5 protein-coding genes, 6 tRNA genes and 8 rRNA genes are annotated in these 22228 nt (G+C 47.9%); all 19 read left to right on the top strand.

Annotated features, from left to right (window positions below):
• The first annotated feature begins 91 nt into the window (after window positions 1–91).
• Complete coding sequence (gene rho / locus P4S58_RS14065) at window positions 92–1351, top strand: transcription termination factor Rho (RefSeq protein WP_042489934.1); 1260 nt, start codon at window positions 92–94, stop codon at window positions 1349–1351.
• Between the two features lie 107 nt (window positions 1352–1458).
• Entirely contained in the window at window positions 1459–2454 is a 996-nt protein-coding gene (locus tag P4S58_RS14060) for a hypothetical protein (protein ID WP_337164310.1), read from the top strand.
• A gap of 119 nt (window positions 2455–2573) precedes the next feature.
• Window positions 2574–4427, top strand: coding sequence for a 4-hydroxy-3-polyprenylbenzoate decarboxylase (gene ubiD / locus P4S58_RS14055; protein WP_337164309.1), 1854 nt, complete (start codon window positions 2574–2576; stop codon window positions 4425–4427).
• The gene (locus P4S58_RS14050) at window positions 4424–4693 is read left to right on the top strand and encodes a 2Fe-2S iron-sulfur cluster-binding protein (protein WP_337164308.1); all 270 of its coding nucleotides are present in this window, start codon (window positions 4424–4426) and stop codon (window positions 4691–4693) included. Before ubiD ends, P4S58_RS14050 begins: the two co-directional genes overlap by 4 nt.
• 15 nt (window positions 4694–4708) lie before the next feature.
• Window positions 4709–5422: an NAD(P)H-flavin reductase gene (gene fre / locus P4S58_RS14045; protein ID WP_042489941.1), complete on the top strand. Its 714-nt coding sequence runs from the start codon at window positions 4709–4711 to the stop codon at window positions 5420–5422.
• Between the two features lie 533 nt (window positions 5423–5955).
• A 16S ribosomal RNA gene (locus P4S58_RS14040) occupies window positions 5956–7497 on the top strand.
• A 67-nt stretch (window positions 7498–7564) separates the two neighbouring features.
• Window positions 7565–7640, top strand: a tRNA-Glu gene (locus P4S58_RS14035).
• 316 nt (window positions 7641–7956) lie between these two features.
• Window positions 7957–10845, top strand: a 23S ribosomal RNA gene (locus P4S58_RS14030).
• 90 nt (window positions 10846–10935) lie between these two features.
• A 5S ribosomal RNA gene (rrf, locus tag P4S58_RS14025) occupies window positions 10936–11051 on the top strand.
• Window positions 11052–11426: 375 nt separating this feature from the next.
• Window positions 11427–12968 (top strand): 16S ribosomal RNA (locus P4S58_RS14020).
• Window positions 12969–13035: 67 nt separating this feature from the next.
• Window positions 13036–13111: transfer RNA gene (locus P4S58_RS14015), tRNA-Glu, on the top strand.
• A 1-nt stretch (window position 13112) separates the two neighbouring features.
• Window positions 13113–13188 (top strand) — tRNA-Lys (locus P4S58_RS14010).
• Window positions 13189–13250: 62 nt separating this feature from the next.
• A tRNA-Val gene (locus P4S58_RS14005) sits at window positions 13251–13326 on the top strand.
• Window positions 13327–13696: 370 nt separating this feature from the next.
• Window positions 13697–16585 (top strand): 23S ribosomal RNA (locus P4S58_RS14000).
• Window positions 16586–16675: 90 nt separating this feature from the next.
• Window positions 16676–16791: ribosomal RNA gene (gene rrf, locus P4S58_RS13995) — 5S ribosomal RNA — on the top strand.
• A gap of 375 nt (window positions 16792–17166) precedes the next feature.
• Window positions 17167–18709, top strand: a 16S ribosomal RNA gene (locus P4S58_RS13990).
• A gap of 66 nt (window positions 18710–18775) precedes the next feature.
• Window positions 18776–18852 (top strand) — tRNA-Ile (locus P4S58_RS13985).
• Window positions 18853–18891: 39 nt separating this feature from the next.
• Window positions 18892–18967: transfer RNA gene (locus P4S58_RS13980), tRNA-Ala, on the top strand.
• A gap of 317 nt (window positions 18968–19284) precedes the next feature.
• Window positions 19285–22173: ribosomal RNA gene (locus P4S58_RS13975) — 23S ribosomal RNA — on the top strand.
• The 16S, 23S and 5S rRNA genes sit together here with 6 tRNA genes alongside, the layout of an rRNA operon.
• Window positions 22174–22228: the final 55 nt, after the last annotated feature.

Raw genomic sequence — 22228 nt, 5'->3', positions numbered from 1 at the left:
AAACAAGTGTTCACTTCTTGGTCAATCCTGAGACCAAATCCATCTTAACTAGAAAATAGATCCTATTTTGACTAAACAAGTATCCACCACAATGAATCTAACAGAACTGAAGAACAGACCCGTATCTGATCTTGTCAAACTTGGTGAGAGCCTAGGCTTAGAAAACCTTGCGCGCCTGAGAAAACAAGACATTATTTTTGCCATCTTAAAAGCGCACGCGAAGAGCGGTGAAGATATCTTCGGCGACGGTGTTTTGGAAATTCTTCAAGACGGTTTTGGTTTCTTGCGCAGCGCGGACAGTTCCTACCTTGCTGGCCCAGATGATATCTACGTATCTCCAAGCCAAATTCGTCGTTTCAACCTACGTACAGGTGATTCGATTGCCGGGAAAATTCGCCCGCCAAAAGAAGGTGAACGTTACTTTGCACTATTGAAAGTGAACACTGTTAACCACGACAAACCTGATAACGCACGTAACAAAATCCTATTTGAGAACTTAACTCCGCTACACGCCAATGAGCGTATGGTAATGGAGCGTGGTAATGGCTCGACTGAAGACATTACAGCACGTGTTCTTGATCTTGCTTCTCCTATCGGTAAAGGTCAACGTGGTCTGATTGTAGCTCCGCCAAAAGCGGGTAAAACTATGTTGCTACAAAATATCGCCCAAAGTATTGCTAATAACCACCCAGAATGTGAATTGATGGTACTTCTTATTGACGAACGTCCTGAAGAAGTAACAGAGATGCAACGCCTTGTAAAAGGTGAAGTGATAGCTTCAACGTTTGATGAGCCAGCGTCTCGCCACGTTCAAGTTGCAGAAATGGTTATTGAAAAAGCAAAACGTCTTGTTGAACACAAGAAGGACGTTGTTATCCTTCTTGACTCTATCACCCGTCTAGCGCGTGCATACAACACAGTAATCCCTTCATCAGGTAAAGTTCTTACCGGTGGTGTGGACGCTAACGCACTGCACCGTCCAAAACGTTTCTTCGGTGCAGCACGTAATGTAGAAGAAGGTGGTAGCTTAACTATCATTGCGACAGCGCTAGTTGATACTGGTTCTAAGATGGATGAAGTGATTTACGAAGAGTTCAAAGGTACAGGTAACATGGAACTGCACTTGAACCGTAAGATTGCAGAAAAACGCGTTTTCCCTGCAATTGACTTCAACCGTTCTGGTACTCGTCGTGAAGAGTTATTAACTAAGCCTGATGAGCTGCAAAAAATGTGGATTCTGCGTAAGATTGTTCACCCTATGGGCGAAAGTGACGCAATGGAATTCCTCATTGACAAGCTGGCAATGACCAAAACCAATGATGAATTCTTTGACGCAATGCGCCGTCAGTAATGAATAAACATTGATTATTTTGAAGCACCACCCATTGGGTGGTGTTTTTGTTTGCATTCTTTTCATTACCGCACGACAATTATGAGGAATGTTAACAGGAGGTTAATATGCAACAAGGACTGTTGTTTAGTTTATTCCTCTCTCTTTTATTTGCTTGGACACCTGCTTCTGCTGTTGAGGTTTCATCAGCAAGTCAGCAAAAGTTCCTGGAAGATCATCTGCTACAGCAGAAGGTCTCAGAACTGGTCGACTTGGCGATAAAAGACGATATTGATGCCCTTTCATTTGCTGTAGAACGTATATCGTTGCCGCAGCAGGAAGCCGCTCGTTTTCTATTACTGCAGCACTTAGAACAACAGCAAGTCGCCCTGTCTGAGAACTTGTTCCATTTTGTGGAAAAGCAAAAAAACATCGTTCCTGTTTATCAAGTATTGGAGAAAGGGGAAGGGTATGAATTCTCCGTCCCAGCATTTGACTACATTGCTATTGCTCACCGCTTAACAAAGCAATGGAAGCAAGAACAGAGCGTGCTTAACTTCATCCTAAAAGCCGAAAGTGGTGAGTTGATACTGGATGAATGGTTGTCCGGGCCTGACTATTTAGTACAGGAGCGAGAAAATTTGCTGCTGAGTGAATTCGATAATTTGTCTTCGAAAGTTAAGCACGATCTCGTTCAACAACTTACTCAGGTTAATGTCGTTGTTTGGTTGCCGTCTTCTAGTGTGATGGTCAAAATGGCACAAGTAACTGGTGACCTTCAGCTATATAAGTTGTTGTGGTTGATGCGCGCGGATTTTTATGTCGAGCAAGAGCTTGAGCGTTTAGCAAATGTCGCTGATGATTTTGCCATTAATCAAATCATGTTAGCCGCAGACAATCCAAGACTGGCGACCTACGCATTGCAGTATTTAGTCAAAATACCGAAACCTTTTTCTGATCAAGTGAAGCAGTTTTTGGTGAAACGCTTAGAAAATTCTTCAGATGCCCCCATTGTGGCTCAAGCGCTTGTGGAACAAGGATATCAATCTTGGCTGAAAGAACTTTTGAACAGTAATCGTCGTGTTGAAAGCCAAGCGATCTTACAGGTTCTTTCTCAGCAATAATCGTTCATCATCCCCGGAACAATCTCTCTACAAAAGCGCAACACTTTTTAGAAAAGAGAAATCGATAGCAAAGTGTTTTTTGTTATACTGCGTGCAGTTTAATCATTCATAGAGCAGATATGAGCTTTAAAAACTTACGTGATTTCTTAGACCATCTCGAAGCACACGGACAACTCAAACGTATTTCTCATCCCATTGATCCGCATTATGAAATGACGGAAATCAGTGACCGAACACTACGTCAAGCTGGTCCGGCTTTGCTGTTTGAAAACCCTATTGGTTACGATGTTCCTGTACTGACGAACCTATTTGGTACGCCAGAGCGTGTTGCCATAGGGATGGGACGTGAAAACGTTCAGGATTTACGTGAAGTTGGAAAACTGTTGGCATATCTGAAAGAGCCCGAGCCGCCTCGTGGGTTTCGTGATGCTCTGGATAAACTTCCAGTCTTCAAGCAAGTTCTGAACATGCCAGCCAAAAAGCTGCGTAAAGCACCGTGTCAGGACATAATTTGGCAGGGAGAGGATGTTGATTTAGATAAAATTCCGGTGATGAGTTGTTGGGCTGATGATGTTGCTCCTCTTTTAACTTGGGGCTTGACCATCACTAGAGGCCCAAATAAAAAACGCCAGAATCTGGGCATCTATCGTCAACAAAAGATCGCGAAGAATAAAGTTATTATGCGCTGGTTAGCTCATCGTGGCGGAGCGCTTGACCTTAGAGAGTGGATGGAAGCAAATCCAGGAAAGAACTTCCCTGTTTCGGTCGCTTTTGGTGCTGATCCTGCCACTATCTTAGGTGCTGTTACCCCAGTGCCGGATACGCTATCCGAATATGCTTTCGCAGGTTTACTACGAGGCAGCAAAACCGAAGTGGTTAAATCAATCAGCAATGATTTGGAGGTGCCAGCCAGTGCTGAAATAGTACTGGAAGGTTACATTGACCCGAATGAGTACGCGGACGAAGGCCCTTATGGTGATCACACGGGTTACTATAATGAAGTAGAAAGACATCATGTCTTCACTGTGACTCACATTACTATGCGTAATGAGCCTATTTACCACAGTACTTATACTGGTCGTCCGCCAGATGAACCTGCAGTTCTAGGTGTTGCGCTTAATGAAGTCTTTGTGCCTATTCTTCAAAAGCAGTTTCCTGAAATCGTAGACTTCTACTTACCGCCCGAAGGTTGTTCTTACCGTATGGCTGTAGTGACAATGAAAAAGCAATACCCAGGTCATGCTAAGCGAGTCATGATGGGTGTATGGTCTTTCTTACGTCAGTTCATGTACACCAAATATGTGGTTGTGCTTGATGAAAGCGTAAATGCTCGAGACTGGAATTCCGTGACCCAAGCCATGTGTGAACATATGGATCCGGCACGCGATACATTAATGATAGAGAATACGCCAATCGATTCGTTGGATTTTGCTTCTCCTGTGGCTGGTTTAGGTTCCAAGATGGGCTTAGATGCAACGATTAAATGGGATGCGGAACTTGCGATGACGCCTAAAGTCGAAGCTCGACCTTCGCACGAAATAAAGAGTGCGGATATTGAAGAGTTCAAACGACGTTATCCGCAAGTTGAAGATATCTATTTCCCGCCGACAACTGAAAATCGCATCGCCATAGTTTCAATGCGTAAATATGCTGCCGGTGAGTCAAAAACTCTGTTGGAATCAGTGTGGACATTTTTGGCAGAGTACACGGACGCTAAGTTCGTTGTATTGTGCGATGATGATGTGAATGCCCGAGATTGGAATGATATTATCTGGGCTATCACAACAAGAATGGACCCTGCTCGAGATACCTACGTCATTCCTGCTACAAATGGAACTGTGTCAAAATTAGGTTTAGACGCAACCAATAAATTTGAGGGTGAAGTATCTCGGGAGTGGGGAACACCAATTCATAAAGATCCTAAGTTGGTAGCGAAAATCGATGCCCTCTGGGATGAACTAGGAATTCTATGACTTTTACTGTACGTTTGCTGCCAAGCGAGCTTCAGTTTGAAGTTGAACAAGGGCAAACGATATTGGAGGCTGCGCTCAACCAACAGATTCCATTTCCTCATCGTTGCCAAGTGGGGGCATGTGCTGCATGCCTGTGCCGTAAAGTGGAAGGTGATGTAACTTACCATCTAGAGCCTATGCTTACAGAGAAAGAGCAAGCTGAAGGATGGATATTCCCTTGCCAAGCTATAGCAGAAAGTCATTTGGTACTTACTTTTGAAGAGTAAGTAAGAAGGATAAATATGACCATTAAATGTAAAGTAAAGTCGATACAGTCTTTAGCCAGTAACACATATCAAATATTGCTCCATCCTGAACAGCCAGTCACTTTTAAAGCTGGTCAGTACTTAATGGTGGTGATGGGCGAGAAAGATAAGCGTCCTTTTTCAATCGCGAGTAGTCCTTGTCGTCACGAGGGCGAGCTTGAGTTGCACATTGGTGCTGCGGAGCATAATGCTTACGCAATTGAAGTTGTTCAACTGATGCGTGAAGCTTTAGAGAAGCAACTTGAAGTTGAAATTGATGCACCACATGGAGATGCATGGGTTAGAGAAGAGAGTAAAAGCCCGATATTGCTTATTGCTGGTGGCACTGGTTTTAGCTACGTTCGTTCAATCTTGGATCACTGCATCGCCCAAAATAAAGCTAATCCTATCTATTTATATTGGGGGGCTCGTGACGAAAGCCAACTTTATGCTTTGACTGAATTAGAGCAAGTAGCTGCGAAACATGAAAATGTTCATTTTATTCCAGTAGTTGAAGAAGCTGGCACAAACTGGCAAGGAAAAGTAGGTAATGTGCTGCAAGCAATAAGCTCTGATTTCGATTCTTTGGCAGATTTTGATATCTATATTGCCGGACGCTTTGAAATGGCTGGTGCTGCGAGAGAACAATTTACGCAAAATAAACAAGCGTTGAGTGAAAAGATGTTTGCGGATGCATACGCTTTTATATAAAAACTTACTCAATTCGAGATAAAAAAGAGGGCTAAAAGCCCTCTTTTTGTTATTTTTGCTGCTTTCTTAAACGAATGAGCTGTTTTTTCAATTTTTTTAAAAAAGCACTTGCGCGGTTTTAATTCCTCCCTATAATGCCGCCTCACTGACACGGCAGACGTCGCAAGGCTTCAGCAGGTGTTGGTAGAGGATAAGACTTCTAAAAAAGAAAAATTGAAAAAGTGTTTGACACTGACAGTTATCTAGCTAGAATGCACCTCCGCTTTGAGAAGAAAGTTTCTGCAAAGCAAAGCTCTTTAACAATTTAAACCTATCAATCTGTGTGGGCACTCGTTGATGAAAATCAAAGTTAAGTCTTTGTTCTTGTAACAAAGCAACTTAGGTTTCAATGAACTGAGTGACCAATCAAGACTTCGGTCTTGGCACAGTCAATTCATTACCATTCTGTTGGAATGGTAATAGCTTTAAAATTACTTCTTGCTTTCGAGTAAGAGCAGTTTTGAAGTCAGTATTCGTTGAGCCGACAAAATCTTAAATTGAAGAGTTTGATCATGGCTCAGATTGAACGCTGGCGGCAGGCCTAACACATGCAAGTCGAGCGGCAGCACAGAGAAACTTGTTTCTCGGGTGGCGAGCGGCGGACGGGTGAGTAATGCCTGGGAAATTGCCCTGATGTGGGGGATAACCATTGGAAACGATGGCTAATACCGCATAATAGCTTCGGCTCAAAGAGGGGGACCTTCGGGCCTCTCGCGTCAGGATATGCCCAGGTGGGATTAGCTAGTTGGTGAGGTAATGGCTCACCAAGGCGACGATCCCTAGCTGGTCTGAGAGGATGATCAGCCACACTGGAACTGAGACACGGTCCAGACTCCTACGGGAGGCAGCAGTGGGGAATATTGCACAATGGGCGCAAGCCTGATGCAGCCATGCCGCGTGTGTGAAGAAGGCCTTCGGGTTGTAAAGCACTTTCAGTCGTGAGGAAGGTGGTGTTGTTAATAGCAGCATCATTTGACGTTAGCGACAGAAGAAGCACCGGCTAACTCCGTGCCAGCAGCCGCGGTAATACGGAGGGTGCGAGCGTTAATCGGAATTACTGGGCGTAAAGCGCATGCAGGTGGTTTGTTAAGTCAGATGTGAAAGCCCGGGGCTCAACCTCGGAATAGCATTTGAAACTGGCAAGCTAGAGTACTGTAGAGGGGGTAGAATTTCAGGTGTAGCGGTGAAATGCGTAGAGATCTGAAGGAATACCGGTGGCGAAGGCGGCCCCCTGGACAGATACTGACACTCAGATGCGAAAGCGTGGGGAGCAAACAGGATTAGATACCCTGGTAGTCCACGCCGTAAACGATGTCTACTTGGAGGTTGTGGCCTTGAGCCGTGGCTTTCGGAGCTAACGCGTTAAGTAGACCGCCTGGGGAGTACGGTCGCAAGATTAAAACTCAAATGAATTGACGGGGGCCCGCACAAGCGGTGGAGCATGTGGTTTAATTCGATGCAACGCGAAGAACCTTACCTACTCTTGACATCCAGAGAATCCTGCGGAGACGCGGGAGTGCCTTCGGGAACTCTGAGACAGGTGCTGCATGGCTGTCGTCAGCTCGTGTTGTGAAATGTTGGGTTAAGTCCCGCAACGAGCGCAACCCTTATCCTTGTTTGCCAGCGAGTAATGTCGGGAACTCCAGGGAGACTGCCGGTGATAAACCGGAGGAAGGTGGGGACGACGTCAAGTCATCATGGCCCTTACGAGTAGGGCTACACACGTGCTACAATGGCGCATACAGAGGGCAGCGAACTAGCGATAGTAAGCGAATCCCAAAAAGTGCGTCGTAGTCCGGATTGGAGTCTGCAACTCGACTCCATGAAGTCGGAATCGCTAGTAATCGTGAATCAGAATGTCACGGTGAATACGTTCCCGGGCCTTGTACACACCGCCCGTCACACCATGGGAGTGGGCTGCAAAAGAAGCAGGTAGTTTAACCTTCGGGAGGACGCTTGCCACTTTGTGGTTCATGACTGGGGTGAAGTCGTAACAAGGTAGCGCTAGGGGAACCTGGCGCTGGATCACCTCCTTACGTAAAGATTCTCTTGATGAGTGTCCACACAGATTGATTAGGTTTAGAAAGATAAGAGTATCTTAGTGTCCCTTTCGTCTAGAGGCCTAGGACACCGCCCTTTCACGGCGGTAACAGGGGTTCGACTCCCCTACGGGATACCATCTTTAAGCATTCTTACGAGTGTGTTTAAAAATGGTTTTCGTAAACTCTTTGTTTATAAAAACTCTTGCTCTTTAACAATTTGGAAAGCTGACAGTTAATAATTTGATTAATTATTAACTATTAAAAGTTCTCAAATCCTAGATGACTCAGTCATTTAGGTACCAATACACATTCAAGTGTTCTTGGGAATCTTACTTTATAAGTAAGTATTGATATTTGAGTCCGGCAAAATCGAAATGTCTCTCGCTCATTCAAATAATGAGAGACAACTAAACCTTGGTTGTTTGCCATACGAAAGACCCTTTGGGGTTGTATGGTTAAGTGACTAAGCGTACACGGTGGATGCCTTGGCAGTCAGAGGCGATGAAGGACGTATTAACTTGCGATAAGCGTAGATAAGGCAGTAAAAGCCACTTGAGTCTACGATTTCCGAATGGGGAAACCCACTCACATAAGTGAGTATCCTTACCTGAATACATAGGGTAAGGAGGCGAACCGGGAGAACTGAAACATCTAAGTACCCCGAGGAAAAGAAATCAATTGAGATTCCGAAAGTAGCGGCGAGCGAAATTGGATTAGCCCTTAAGCTTTTAATGACACAGGTGAAGATTCTGGAAAGTATCGCGATACCGGGTGATAGCCCCGTAACCGACATGTCATTTTGAGTGAAAACGAGTAAGGCGGGACACGTGATATCCTGTTTGAATATGGGGGGACCATCCTCCAAGGCTAAATACTCCTGACTGACCGATAGTGAACCAGTACCGTGAGGGAAAGGCGAAAAGAACCCCTGTGAGGGGAGTGAAATAGAACCTGAAACCGTGTACGTACAAGCAGTAGGAGCCTCTTCGTGGGGTGACTGCGTACCTTTTGTATAATGGGTCAGCGACTTATATTCAGTGGCAAGGTTAACCGTATAGGGGAGCCGTAGGGAAACCGAGTCTTAACTGGGCGTTTAGTCTCTGGATATAGACCCGAAACCGAGTGATCTAGCCATGGGCAGGTTGAAGATTGAGTAACATCAATTGGAGGACCGAACCGACTAATGTTGAAAAATTAGCGGATGACTTGTGGCTAGGGGTGAAAGGCCAATCAAACTCGGAGATAGCTGGTTCTCCCCGAAAGCTATTTAGGTAGCGCCTCGGACGAATACTACTGGGGGTAGAGCACTGTTAAGGCTAGGGGGTCATCCCGACTTACCAACCCTTTGCAAACTCCGAATACCAGTAAGTACTATCCGGGAGACACACGGCGGGTGCTAACGTCCGTCGTGGAGAGGGAAACAACCCAGACCGCCAGCTAAGGTCCCAAATGATTACTAAGTGGGAAACGATGTGGGAAGGCTCAGACAGCTAGGATGTTGGCTTAGAAGCAGCCATCATTTAAAGAAAGCGTAATAGCTCACTAGTCGAGTCGGCCTGCGCGGAAGATGTAACGGGGCTAAGTAATCAACCGAAGCTGCGGCAATGCAATTTATTGTATTGGGTAGGGGAGCGTTCTGTAAGCCGTTGAAGGTGTGTTGTAAAGCATGCTGGAGGTATCAGAAGTGCGAATGCTGACATGAGTAACGATAAAGGGGTGAAAAACCTCCTCGCCGGAAGACCAAGGGTTCCTGTCCAACGTTAATCGGGGCAGGGTGAGTCGACCCCTAAGGCGAGGCCGAAAGGCGTAGTCGATGGGAAACGGGTTAATATTCCCGTACTTCTTACAATTGCGATGGGGGGACGGAGAAGGCTAGGTGGGCCTGGCGACGGTTGTCCAGGTTCAAGTGCGTAGGCTTGAGAGTTAGGTAAATCCGGCTCTCTTTAAGGCTGAGACACGATGTCGAGCTACTACGGTAGTGAAGTCATTGATGCCATGCTTCCAGGAAAAGCCTCTAAGCTTCAGATTGTAAGGAATCGTACCCCAAACCGACACAGGTGGTCGGGTAGAGAATACCAAGGCGCTTGAGAGAACTCGGGTGAAGGAACTAGGCAAAATGGTACCGTAACTTCGGGAGAAGGTACGCTCTTGACGGTGAAGTCCCTCGCGGATGGAGCTGATGAGAGTCGCAGATACCAGGTGGCTGCAACTGTTTATTAAAAACACAGCACTGTGCAAAATCGTAAGATGACGTATACGGTGTGACGCCTGCCCGGTGCCGGAAGGTTAATTGATGGGGTTAGACTTCGGTCGAAGCTCTTGATCGAAGCCCCGGTAAACGGCGGCCGTAACTATAACGGTCCTAAGGTAGCGAAATTCCTTGTCGGGTAAGTTCCGACCTGCACGAATGGCGTAATGATGGCCACGCTGTCTCCACCCGAGACTCAGTGAAATTGAAATCGCTGTGAAGATGCAGTGTACCCGCGGCTAGACGGAAAGACCCCGTGAACCTTTACTACAGCTTGGCACTGAACATTGAACCTACATGTGTAGGATAGGTGGGAGGCTTTGAAGCGCAGACGCTAGTTTGTGTGGAGCCGTCCTTGAAATACCACCCTTGTATGTTTGATGTTCTAACTCAGACCCGTCATCCGGGTCGAGGACAGTGCCTGGTGGGTAGTTTGACTGGGGCGGTCTCCTCCCAAAGAGTAACGGAGGAGCACGAAGGTGGGCTAAACACGGTTGGACATCGTGTGGTTAGTGCAATGGCATAAGCCCGCTTGACTGCGAGAATGACAATTCGAGCAGGTGCGAAAGCAGGTCATAGTGATCCGGTGGTTCTGAATGGAAGGGCCATCGCTCAACGGATAAAAGGTACTCCGGGGATAACAGGCTGATACCGCCCAAGAGTTCATATCGACGGCGGTGTTTGGCACCTCGATGTCGGCTCATCACATCCTGGGGCTGAAGTCGGTCCCAAGGGTATGGCTGTTCGCCATTTAAAGTGGTACGCGAGCTGGGTTTAGAACGTCGTGAGACAGTTCGGTCCCTATCTGCCGTGGGCGTTGGAGAATTGAAGGGGGCTGCTCCTAGTACGAGAGGACCGGAGTGGACGAACCTCTGGTGTTCGGGTTGTTACGCCAGTAGCATTGCCCGGTAGCTAAGTTCGGAATTGATAACCGCTGAAAGCATCTAAGCGGGAAGCAAGCCCTGAGATGAGTTCTCCCTGGCACTTTAAGTGTCCTAAAGGGTTGTTCGAGACTAGAACGTTGATAGGCAGGGTGTGTAAGTGCTGTGAGGCATTGAGCTAACCTGTACTAATTGCCCGTGAGGCTTAACCATACAACACCCAAGGGGTTTTGATGGGCTCAAAGCAAGAACAGAATTGAATGTGTAGAGAACATTAACAGCTTTCCGAATTTTAAAATTTTGCTTGGCGACCATAGCGATTTGGACCCACCTGATTCCATGCCGAACTCAGAAGTGAAACGAATTAGCGCCGATGGTAGTGTGGGGTCTCCCCATGTGAGAGTAGGACATCGCCAGGCTCATATTCATGACTTGCTTACTTATTAAGCGAGTCAACATAGAGTTCTAAAATGTTTAGAATTTTATGTTGACTTTCAAAGCATGAAGCGTAATATACGCGTCCTGCCCAAGTGCTAAGGCACTGAAAGCAAAGCTCTTTAACAATTTAAACCTATCAATCTGTGTGGGCACTCGTTGATGAAAATCAAAGTTAAGTCTTTGTTCTTGTAACAAAGCAACTTAGGTTTCAATGAACTGAGTGACCAATCAAGACTTCGGTCTTGGCACAGTCAATTCATTACCATTCTGTTGGAATGGTAATAGCTTTAAAATTACTTCTTGCTTTCGAGTAAGAGCAGTTTTGAAGTCAGTATTCGTTGAGCCGACAAAATCTTAAATTGAAGAGTTTGATCATGGCTCAGATTGAACGCTGGCGGCAGGCCTAACACATGCAAGTCGAGCGGCAGCACAGAGAAACTTGTTTCTCGGGTGGCGAGCGGCGGACGGGTGAGTAATGCCTGGGAAATTGCCCTGATGTGGGGGATAACCATTGGAAACGATGGCTAATACCGCATAATAGCTTCGGCTCAAAGAGGGGGACCTTCGGGCCTCTCGCGTCAGGATATGCCCAGGTGGGATTAGCTAGTTGGTGAGGTAATGGCTCACCAAGGCGACGATCCCTAGCTGGTCTGAGAGGATGATCAGCCACACTGGAACTGAGACACGGTCCAGACTCCTACGGGAGGCAGCAGTGGGGAATATTGCACAATGGGCGCAAGCCTGATGCAGCCATGCCGCGTGTGTGAAGAAGGCCTTCGGGTTGTAAAGCACTTTCAGTCGTGAGGAAGGTGGTAGTGTTAATAGCACTATCATTTGACGTTAGCGACAGAAGAAGCACCGGCTAACTCCGTGCCAGCAGCCGCGGTAATACGGAGGGTGCGAGCGTTAATCGGAATTACTGGGCGTAAAGCGCATGCAGGTGGTTTGTTAAGTCAGATGTGAAAGCCCGGGGCTCAACCTCGGAATAGCATTTGAAACTGGCAAGCTAGAGTACTGTAGAGGGGGTAGAATTTCAGGTGTAGCGGTGAAATGCGTAGAGATCTGAAGGAATACCGGTGGCGAAGGCGGCCCCCTGGACAGATACTGACACTCAGATGCGAAAGCGTGGGGAGCAAACAGGATTAGATACCCTGGTAGTCCACGCCGTAAACGATGTCTACTTGGAGGTTGTGGCCTTGAGCCGTGGCTTTCGGAGCTAACGCGTTAAGTAGACCGCCTGGGGAGTACGGTCGCAAGATTAAAACTCAAATGAATTGACGGGGGCCCGCACAAGCGGTGGAGCATGTGGTTTAATTCGATGCAACGCGAAGAACCTTACCTACTCTTGACATCTACAGAAGCCAGCGGAGACGCAGGTGTGCCTTCGGGAACTGTAAGACAGGTGCTGCATGGCTGTCGTCAGCTCGTGTTGTGAAATGTTGGGTTAAGTCCCGCAACGAGCGCAACCCTTATCCTTGTTTGCCAGCGAGTAATGTCGGGAACTCCAGGGAGACTGCCGGTGATAAACCGGAGGAAGGTGGGGACGACGTCAAGTCATCATGGCCCTTACGAGTAGGGCTACACACGTGCTACAATGGCGCATACAGAGGGCAGCGAACTTGCGAGAGTAAGCGAATCCCAAAAAGTGCGTCGTAGTCCGGATTGGAGTCTGCAACTCGACTCCATGAAGTCGGAATCGCTAGTAATCGTGAATCAGAATGTCACGGTGAATACGTTCCCGGGCCTTGTACACACCGCCCGTCACACCATGGGAGTGGGCTGCAAAAGAAGCAGGTAGTTTAACCTTCGGGAGGACGCTTGCCACTTTGTGGTTCATGACTGGGGTGAAGTCGTAACAAGGTAGCGCTAGGGGAACCTGGCGCTGGATCACCTCCTTACGTAAAGATTCTCTTGATGAGTGTCCACACAGATTGATTAGGTTTAGAAAGATAAGAGTATCTTAGTGTCCCGTTCGTCTAGAGGCCTAGGACACCGCCCTTTCACGGCGGTAACAGGGGTTCGACTCCCCTACGGGATACCATGGGTCGTTAGCTCAGTTGGTAGAGCAGTTGACTTTTAATCAATTGGTCGCAGGTTCGAATCCTGCACGACCCACCATTTCCTTCCACAGGAAACTAGTTTGATTTCACTTTTTAAAGTGAAGACAAGTTAGAAAATGTGGGCGATTAGCTCAGTTGGGAGAGCACCTGCCTTACAAGCAGGGGGTCACTGGTTCGAACCCGGTATCGCCCACCACTCTTTAAGCATTTTTGGATAAAGAATCCAAACCACTTCAATAAAACGTACGTGGTTCGGACTTCTGACGACGAGAATCCTTAAAAAGTGATGAAAATGCACTTTGCTCTTTAACAATTTGGAAAGCTGACAAATAACAATTTTTGATTGAATTGTTATTTATTAAAAGTTCTCAAATCCTAGATGATTTCTTTTTATGAAGAGATGATTTAGGTACCAATACACATTCAAGTGTTCTTGGGAATCTTACTTTTTAAGTAAGTATTCATATTTGAGTCCGGCAAAATCGAAATGTCTCTCGCTCATTCAAATAATGAGAGACAACTAAACCTTGGTTGTTTGCCATACGAAAGACCCTTTGGGGTTGTATGGTTAAGTGACTAAGCGTACACGGTGGATGCCTTGGCAGTCAGAGGCGATGAAGGACGTATTAACTTGCGATAAGCGTAGATAAGGCAGTAAAAGCCACTTGAGTCTACGATTTCCGAATGGGGAAACCCACTCACATAAGTGAGTATCCTTACCTGAATACATAGGGTAAGGAGGCGAACCGGGAGAACTGAAACATCTAAGTACCCCGAGGAAAAGAAATCAATTGAGATTCCGAAAGTAGCGGCGAGCGAAATTGGATTAGCCCTTAAGCTTTTAATGACACAGGTGAAGATTCTGGAAAGTATCGCGATACCGGGTGATAGCCCCGTAACCGACATGTCATTTTGAGTGAAAACGAGTAAGGCGGGACACGTGATATCCTGTTTGAATATGGGGGGACCATCCTCCAAGGCTAAATACTCCTGACTGACCGATAGTGAACCAGTACCGTGAGGGAAAGGCGAAAAGAACCCCTGTGAGGGGAGTGAAATAGAACCTGAAACCGTGTACGTACAAGCAGTAGGAGCCTCTTCGTGGGGTGACTGCGTACCTTTTGTATAATGGGTCAGCGACTTATATTCAGTGGCAAGGTTAACCGTATAGGGGAGCCGTAGGGAAACCGAGTCTTAACTGGGCGTTTAGTCTCTGGATATAGACCCGAAACCGAGTGATCTAGCCATGGGCAGGTTGAAGATTGAGTAACATCAATTGGAGGACCGAACCGACTAATGTTGAAAAATTAGCGGATGACTTGTGGCTAGGGGTGAAAGGCCAATCAAACTCGGAGATAGCTGGTTCTCCCCGAAAGCTATTTAGGTAGCGCCTCGGACGAATACTACTGGGGGTAGAGCACTGTTAAGGCTAGGGGGTCATCCCGACTTACCAACCCTTTGCAAACTCCGAATACCAGTAAGTACTATCCGGGAGACACACGGCGGGTGCTAACGTCCGTCGTGGAGAGGGAAACAACCCAGACCGCCAGCTAAGGTCCCAAATGATTACTAAGTGGGAAACGATGTGGGAAGGCTCAGACAGCTAGGATGTTGGCTTAGAAGCAGCCATCATTTAAAGAAAGCGTAATAGCTCACTAGTCGAGTCGGCCTGCGCGGAAGATGTAACGGGGCTAAGTAATCAACCGAAGCTGCGGCAATGCAATTTATTGTATTGGGTAGGGGAGCGTTCTGTAAGCCGTTGAAGGTGTGTTGTAAAGCATGCTGGAGGTATCAGAAGTGCGAATGCTGACATGAGTAACGATAAAGGGGTGAAAAACCTCCTCGCCGGAAGACCAAGGGTTCCTGTCCAACGTTAATCGGGGCAGGGTGAGTCGACCCCTAAGGCGAGGCCGAAAGGCGTAGTCGATGGGAAACGGGTTAATATTCCCGTACTTCTTACAATTGCGATGGGGGGACGGAGAAGGCTAGGTGGGCCTGGCGACGGTTGTCCAGGTTCAAGTGCGTAGGCTTGAGAGTTAGGTAAATCCGGCTCTCTTTAAGGCTGAGACACGATGTCGAGCTACTACGGTAGTGAAGTCATTGATGCCATGCTTCCAGGAAAAGCCTCTAAGCTTCAGATTGTAAGGAATCGTACCCCAAACCGACACAGGTGGTCGGGTAGAGAATACCAAGGCGCTTGAGAGAACTCGGGTGAAGGAACTAGGCAAAATGGTACCGTAACTTCGGGAGAAGGTACGCTCTTGACGGTGAAGTCCCTTGCGGATGGAGCTGATGAGAGTCGCAGATACCAGGTGGCTGCAACTGTTTATTAAAAACACAGCACTGTGCAAAATCGTAAGATGACGTATACGGTGTGACGCCTGCCCGGTGCCGGAAGGTTAATTGATGGGGTTAGACTTCGGTCGAAGCTCTTGATCGAAGCCCCGGTAAACGGCGGCCGTAACTATAACGGTCCTAAGGTAGCGAAATTCCTTGTCGGGTAAGTTCCGACCTGCACGAATGGCGTAATGATGGCCACGCTGTCTCCACCCGAGACTCAGTGAAATTGAAATCGCTGTGAAGATGCAGTGTACCCGCGGCTAGACGGAAAGACCCCGTGAACCTTTACTACAGCTTGGCACTGAACATTGAACCTACATGTGTAGGATAGGTGGGAGGCTTTGAAGCGCAGACGCTAGTTTGTGTGGAGCCGTCCTTGAAATACCACCCTTGTATGTTTGATGTTCTAACTCAGACCCGTCATCCGGGTCGAGGACAGTGCCTGGTGGGTAGTTTGACTGGGGCGGTCTCCTCCCAAAGAGTAACGGAGGAGCACGAAGGTGGGCTAAACACGGTTGGACATCGTGTGGTTAGTGCAATGGCATAAGCCCGCTTGACTGCGAGAATGACAATTCGAGCAGGTGCGAAAGCAGGTCATAGTGATCCGGTGGTTCTGAATGGAAGGGCCATCGCTCAACGGATAAAAGGTACTCCGGGGATAACAGGCTGATACCGCCCAAGAGTTCATATCGACGGCGGTGTTTGGCACCTCGATGTCGGCTCATCACATCCTGGGGCTGAAGTCGGTCCCAAGGGTATGGCTGTTCGCCATTTAAAGTGGTACGCGAGCTGGGTTTAGAACGTCGTGAGACAGTTCGGTCCCTATCTGCCGTGGGCGTTGGAGAATTGAAGGGGGCTGCTCCTAGTACGAGAGGACCGGAGTGGACGAACCTCTGGTGTTCGGGTTGTTACGCCAGTAGCATTGCCCGGTAGCTAAGTTCGGAATTGATAACCGCTGAAAGCATCTAAGCGGGAAGCAAGCCCTGAGATGAGTTCTCCCTGGCACTTTAAGTGTCCTAAAGGGTTGTTCGAGACTAGAACGTTGATAGGCAGGGTGTGTAAGTGCTGTGAGGCATTGAGCTAACCTGTACTAATTGCCCGTGAGGCTTAACCATACAACACCCAAGGGGTTTTGATGGGCTCAAAGCAAGAACAGAATTGAATGTGTAGAGAACATTAACAGCTTTCCGAATTTTAAAATTTTGCTTGGCGACCATAGCGATTTGGACCCACCTGATTCCATGCCGAACTCAGAAGTGAAACGAATTAGCGCCGATGGTAGTGTGGGGTCTCCCCATGTGAGAGTAGGACATCGCCAGGCTCATATTCATGACTTGCTTACTTATTAAGCGAGTCAACATAGAGTTCTAAAATGTTTAGAATTTTATGTTGACTTTCAAAGCATGAAGCGTAATATACGCGTCCTGCCCAAGTGCTAAGGCACTGAAAGCAAAGCTCTTTAACAATTTAAACCTATCAATCTGTGTGGGCACTCGTTGATGAAAATCAAAGTTAAGTCTTTGTTCTTGTAACAAAGCAACTTAGGTTTCAATGAACTGAGTGACCAATCAAGACTTCGGTCTTGGCACAGTCAATTCATTACCATTCTGTTGGAATGGTAATAGCTTTAAAATTACTTCTTGCTTTCGAGTAAGAGCAGTTTTGAAGTCAGTATTCGTTGAGCCGACAAAATCTTAAATTGAAGAGTTTGATCATGGCTCAGATTGAACGCTGGCGGCAGGCCTAACACATGCAAGTCGAGCGGCAGCACAGAGAAACTTGTTTCTCGGGTGGCGAGCGGCGGACGGGTGAGTAATGCCTGGGAAATTGCCCTGATGTGGGGGATAACCATTGGAAACGATGGCTAATACCGCATAATAGCTTCGGCTCAAAGAGGGGGACCTTCGGGCCTCTCGCGTCAGGATATGCCCAGGTGGGATTAGCTAGTTGGTGAGGTAATGGCTCACCAAGGCGACGATCCCTAGCTGGTCTGAGAGGATGATCAGCCACACTGGAACTGAGACACGGTCCAGACTCCTACGGGAGGCAGCAGTGGGGAATATTGCACAATGGGCGCAAGCCTGATGCAGCCATGCCGCGTGTGTGAAGAAGGCCTTCGGGTTGTAAAGCACTTTCAGTCGTGAGGAAGGTGGTGTTGTTAATAGCAGCATCATTTGACGTTAGCGACAGAAGAAGCACCGGCTAACTCCGTGCCAGCAGCCGCGGTAATACGGAGGGTGCGAGCGTTAATCGGAATTACTGGGCGTAAAGCGCATGCAGGTGGTTTGTTAAGTCAGATGTGAAAGCCCGGGGCTCAACCTCGGAATAGCATTTGAAACTGGCAAGCTAGAGTACTGTAGAGGGGGGTAGAATTTCAGGTGTAGCGGTGAAATGCGTAGAGATCTGAAGGAATACCGGTGGCGAAGGCGGCCCCCTGGACAGATACTGACACTCAGATGCGAAAGCGTGGGGAGCAAACAGGATTAGATACCCTGGTAGTCCACGCCGTAAACGATGTCTACTTGGAGGTTGTGGCCTTGAGCCGTGGCTTTCGGAGCTAACGCGTTAAGTAGACCGCCTGGGGAGTACGGTCGCAAGATTAAAACTCAAATGAATTGACGGGGGCCCGCACAAGCGGTGGAGCATGTGGTTTAATTCGATGCAACGCGAAGAACCTTACCTACTCTTGACATCCAGAGAATCCTGCGGAGACGCGGGAGTGCCTTCGGGAACTCTGAGACAGGTGCTGCATGGCTGTCGTCAGCTCGTGTTGTGAAATGTTGGGTTAAGTCCCGCAACGAGCGCAACCCTTATCCTTGTTTGCCAGCGAGTAATGTCGGGAACTCCAGGGAGACTGCCGGTGATAAACCGGAGGAAGGTGGGGACGACGTCAAGTCATCATGGCCCTTACGAGTAGGGCTACACACGTGCTACAATGGCGCATACAGAGGGCAGCGAACTAGCGATAGTAAGCGAATCCCAAAAAGTGCGTCGTAGTCCGGATTGGAGTCTGCAACTCGACTCCATGAAGTCGGAATCGCTAGTAATCGTGAATCAGAATGTCACGGTGAATACGTTCCCGGGCCTTGTACACACCGCCCGTCACACCATGGGAGTGGGCTGCAAAAGAAGCAGGTAGTTTAACCTTCGGGAGGACGCTTGCCACTTTGTGGTTCATGACTGGGGTGAAGTCGTAACAAGGTAGCGCTAGGGGAACCTGGCGCTGGATCACCTCCTTACGTAAAGATTCTCTTGATGAGTGTCCACACAGATTGATTAGGTTTAGAAAGTAAAGAGACGATACTGGGTCTGTAGCTCAGGTGGTTAGAGCGTTCGCCTGATAAGCGAGAGGTCGGTGGTTCAAGTCCACTCAGACCCACCAATCTTTCCTTGTGAAGATTGAACAGTATCGACACCTGATGGGGTTATAGCTCAGCTGGGAGAGCGCCTGCCTTGCACGCAGGAGGTCTGCGGTTCGATCCCGCATAGCTCCACCATCTTTAAGCGCATTCGATGAGTGCTTTTAAAAATGGTTTTCGTAAACTCTTTGTTTATAAAAACTCTTGCTCTTTAACAATTTGGAAAGCTGACAAATAACGATTTGATTAATCGTTATTTATTAAAAGTTCTCAAATCCTAGATGACTCAGTCATTTAGGTACCAATACACATTCAAGTGTTCTTGGGAATCTTACTTTATAAGTAAGTATTGATATTTGAGTCCGGCAAAATCGAAATGTCTCTCGCTCATTCAAATAATGAGAGACAACTAAACCTTGGTTGTTTGCCATACGAAAGACCCTTTGGGGTTGTATGGTTAAGTGACTAAGCGTACACGGTGGATGCCTTGGCAGTCAGAGGCGATGAAGGACGTATTAACTTGCGATAAGCGTAGATAAGGCAGTAAAAGCCACTTGAGTCTACGATTTCCGAATGGGGAAACCCACTCACATAAGTGAGTATCATTAACTGAATACATAGGTTAATGAGGCGAACCGGGAGAACTGAAACATCTAAGTACCCCGAGGAAAAGAAATCAATTGAGATTCCGAAAGTAGCGGCGAGCGAAATTGGATTAGCCCTTAAGCTTTTAATGACACAGGTGAAGATTCTGGAAAGTATCGCGATACCGGGTGATAGCCCCGTAACCGACATGTCATTTTGAGTGAAAACGAGTAAGGCGGGACACGTGATATCCTGTTTGAATATGGGGGGACCATCCTCCAAGGCTAAATACTCCTGACTGACCGATAGTGAACCAGTACCGTGAGGGAAAGGCGAAAAGAACCCCTGTGAGGGGAGTGAAATAGAACCTGAAACCGTGTACGTACAAGCAGTAGGAGCCTCTTCGTGGGGTGACTGCGTACCTTTTGTATAATGGGTCAGCGACTTATATTCAGTGGCAAGGTTAACCGTATAGGGGAGCCGTAGGGAAACCGAGTCTTAACTGGGCGTTTAGTCTCTGGATATAGACCCGAAACCGAGTGATCTAGCCATGGGCAGGTTGAAGATTGAGTAACATCAATTGGAGGACCGAACCGACTAATGTTGAAAAATTAGCGGATGACTTGTGGCTAGGGGTGAAAGGCCAATCAAACTCGGAGATAGCTGGTTCTCCCCGAAAGCTATTTAGGTAGCGCCTCGGACGAATACTACTGGGGGTAGAGCACTGTTAAGGCTAGGGGGTCATCCCGACTTACCAACCCTTTGCAAACTCCGAATACCAGTAAGTACTATCCGGGAGACACACGGCGGGTGCTAACGTCCGTCGTGGAGAGGGAAACAACCCAGACCGCCAGCTAAGGTCCCAAATGATTACTAAGTGGGAAACGATGTGGGAAGGCTCAGACAGCTAGGATGTTGGCTTAGAAGCAGCCATCATTTAAAGAAAGCGTAATAGCTCACTAGTCGAGTCGGCCTGCGCGGAAGATGTAACGGGGCTAAGTAATCAACCGAAGCTGCGGCAATGCAATTTATTGTATTGGGTAGGGGAGCGTTCTGTAAGCCGTTGAAGGTGTGTTGTAAAGCATGCTGGAGGTATCAGAAGTGCGAATGCTGACATGAGTAACGATAAAGGGGTGAAAAACCTCCTCGCCGGAAGACCAAGGGTTCCTGTCCAACGTTAATCGGGGCAGGGTGAGTCGACCCCTAAGGCGAGGCCGAAAGGCGTAGTCGATGGGAAACGGGTTAATATTCCCGTACTTCTTACAATTGCGATGGGGGGACGGAGAAGGCTAGGTGGGCCTGGCGACGGTTGTCCAGGTTCAAGTGCGTAGGCTTGAGAGTTAGGTAAATCCGGCTCTCTTTAAGGCTGAGACACGATGTCGAGCTACTACGGTAGTGAAGTCATTGATGCCATGCTTCCAGGAAAAGCCTCTAAGCTTCAGATTGTAAGGAATCGTACCCCAAACCGACACAGGTGGTCGGGTAGAGAATACCAAGGCGCTTGAGAGAACTCGGGTGAAGGAACTAGGCAAAATGGTACCGTAACTTCGGGAGAAGGTACGCTCTTGACGGTGAAGTCCCTCGCGGATGGAGCTGATGAGAGTCGCAGATACCAGGTGGCTGCAACTGTTTATTAAAAACACAGCACTGTGCAAAATCGTAAGATGACGTATACGGTGTGACGCCTGCCCGGTGCCGGAAGGTTAATTGATGGGGTTAGACTTCGGTCGAAGCTCTTGATCGAAGCCCCGGTAAACGGCGGCCGTAACTATAACGGTCCTAAGGTAGCGAAATTCCTTGTCGGGTAAGTTCCGACCTGCACGAATGGCGTAATGATGGCCACGCTGTCTCCACCCGAGACTCAGTGAAATTGAAATCGCTGTGAAGATGCAGTGTACCCGCGGCTAGACGGAAAGACCCCGTGAACCTTTACTACAGCTTGGCACTGAACATTGAACCTACATGTGTAGGATAGGTGGGAGGCTTTGAAGCGCAGACGCTAGTTTGTGTGGAGCCGTCCTTGAAATACCACCCTTGTATGTTTGATGTTCTAACTCAGACCCGTCATCCGGGTCGAGGACAGTGCCTGGTGGGTAGTTTGACTGGGGCGGTCTCCTCCCAAAGAGTAACGGAGGAGCACGAAGGTGGGCTAAACACGGTTGGACATCGTGTGGTTAGTGCAATGGCATAAGCCCGCTTGACTGCGAGAATGACAATTCGAGCAGGTGCGAAAGCAGGTCATAGTGATCCGGTGGTTCTGAATGGAAGGGCCATCGCTCAACGGATAAAAGGTACTCCGGGGATAACAGGCTGATACCGCCCAAGAGTTCATATCGACGGCGGTGTTTGGCACCTCGATGTCGGCTCATCACATCCTGGGGCTGAAGTCGGTCCCAAGGGTATGGCTGTTCGCCATTTAAAGTGGTACGCGAGCTGGGTTTAGAACGTCGTGAGACAGTTCGGTCCCTATCTGCCGTGGGCGTTGGAGAATTGAAGGGGGCTGCTCCTAGTACGAGAGGACCGGAGTGGACGAACCTCTGGTGTTCGGGTTGTTACGCCAGTAGCATTGCCCGGTAGCTAAGTTCGGAATTGATAACCGCTGAAAGCATCTAAGCGGGAAGCAAGCCCTGAGATGAGTTCTCCCTGACACTTTAAGTGTCCTAAAGGGTTGTTCGAGACTAGAACGTTGATAGGCAGGGTGTGTAAGTGCTGTGAGGCATTGAGCTAACCTGTACTAATTGCCCGTGAGGCTTAACCATACAACACCCAAGGGGTTTTGTGGGCTCAAAGCAAGAACAGAATTGAATGTGTAGA

This window comes from Vibrio sp. Hal054 (genome assembly GCF_037162405.1).
Taxonomy (GTDB): domain Bacteria; phylum Pseudomonadota; class Gammaproteobacteria; order Enterobacterales; family Vibrionaceae; genus Vibrio; species Vibrio diazotrophicus.
This window is presented reverse-complemented; position numbering and strand designations above follow the sequence as displayed.

Excerpts from the sequence above, each read along its gene's own strand:
- rho (WP_042489934.1), top strand. The coding sequence starts at position 92 with ATGAATCTAACAGAACTGAAGAACAGACCCGTATCTGATCTTGTCAAA.
- P4S58_RS14060 (WP_337164310.1), top strand. The coding sequence starts at position 1,459 with ATGCAACAAGGACTGTTGTTTAGTTTATTCCTCTCTCTTTTATTTGCT.
- ubiD (WP_337164309.1), top strand. The coding sequence starts at position 2,574 with ATGAGCTTTAAAAACTTACGTGATTTCTTAGACCATCTCGAAGCACAC.
- P4S58_RS14050 (WP_337164308.1), top strand. The coding sequence starts at position 4,424 with ATGACTTTTACTGTACGTTTGCTGCCAAGCGAGCTTCAGTTTGAAGTT.
- fre (WP_042489941.1), top strand. The coding sequence starts at position 4,709 with ATGACCATTAAATGTAAAGTAAAGTCGATACAGTCTTTAGCCAGTAAC.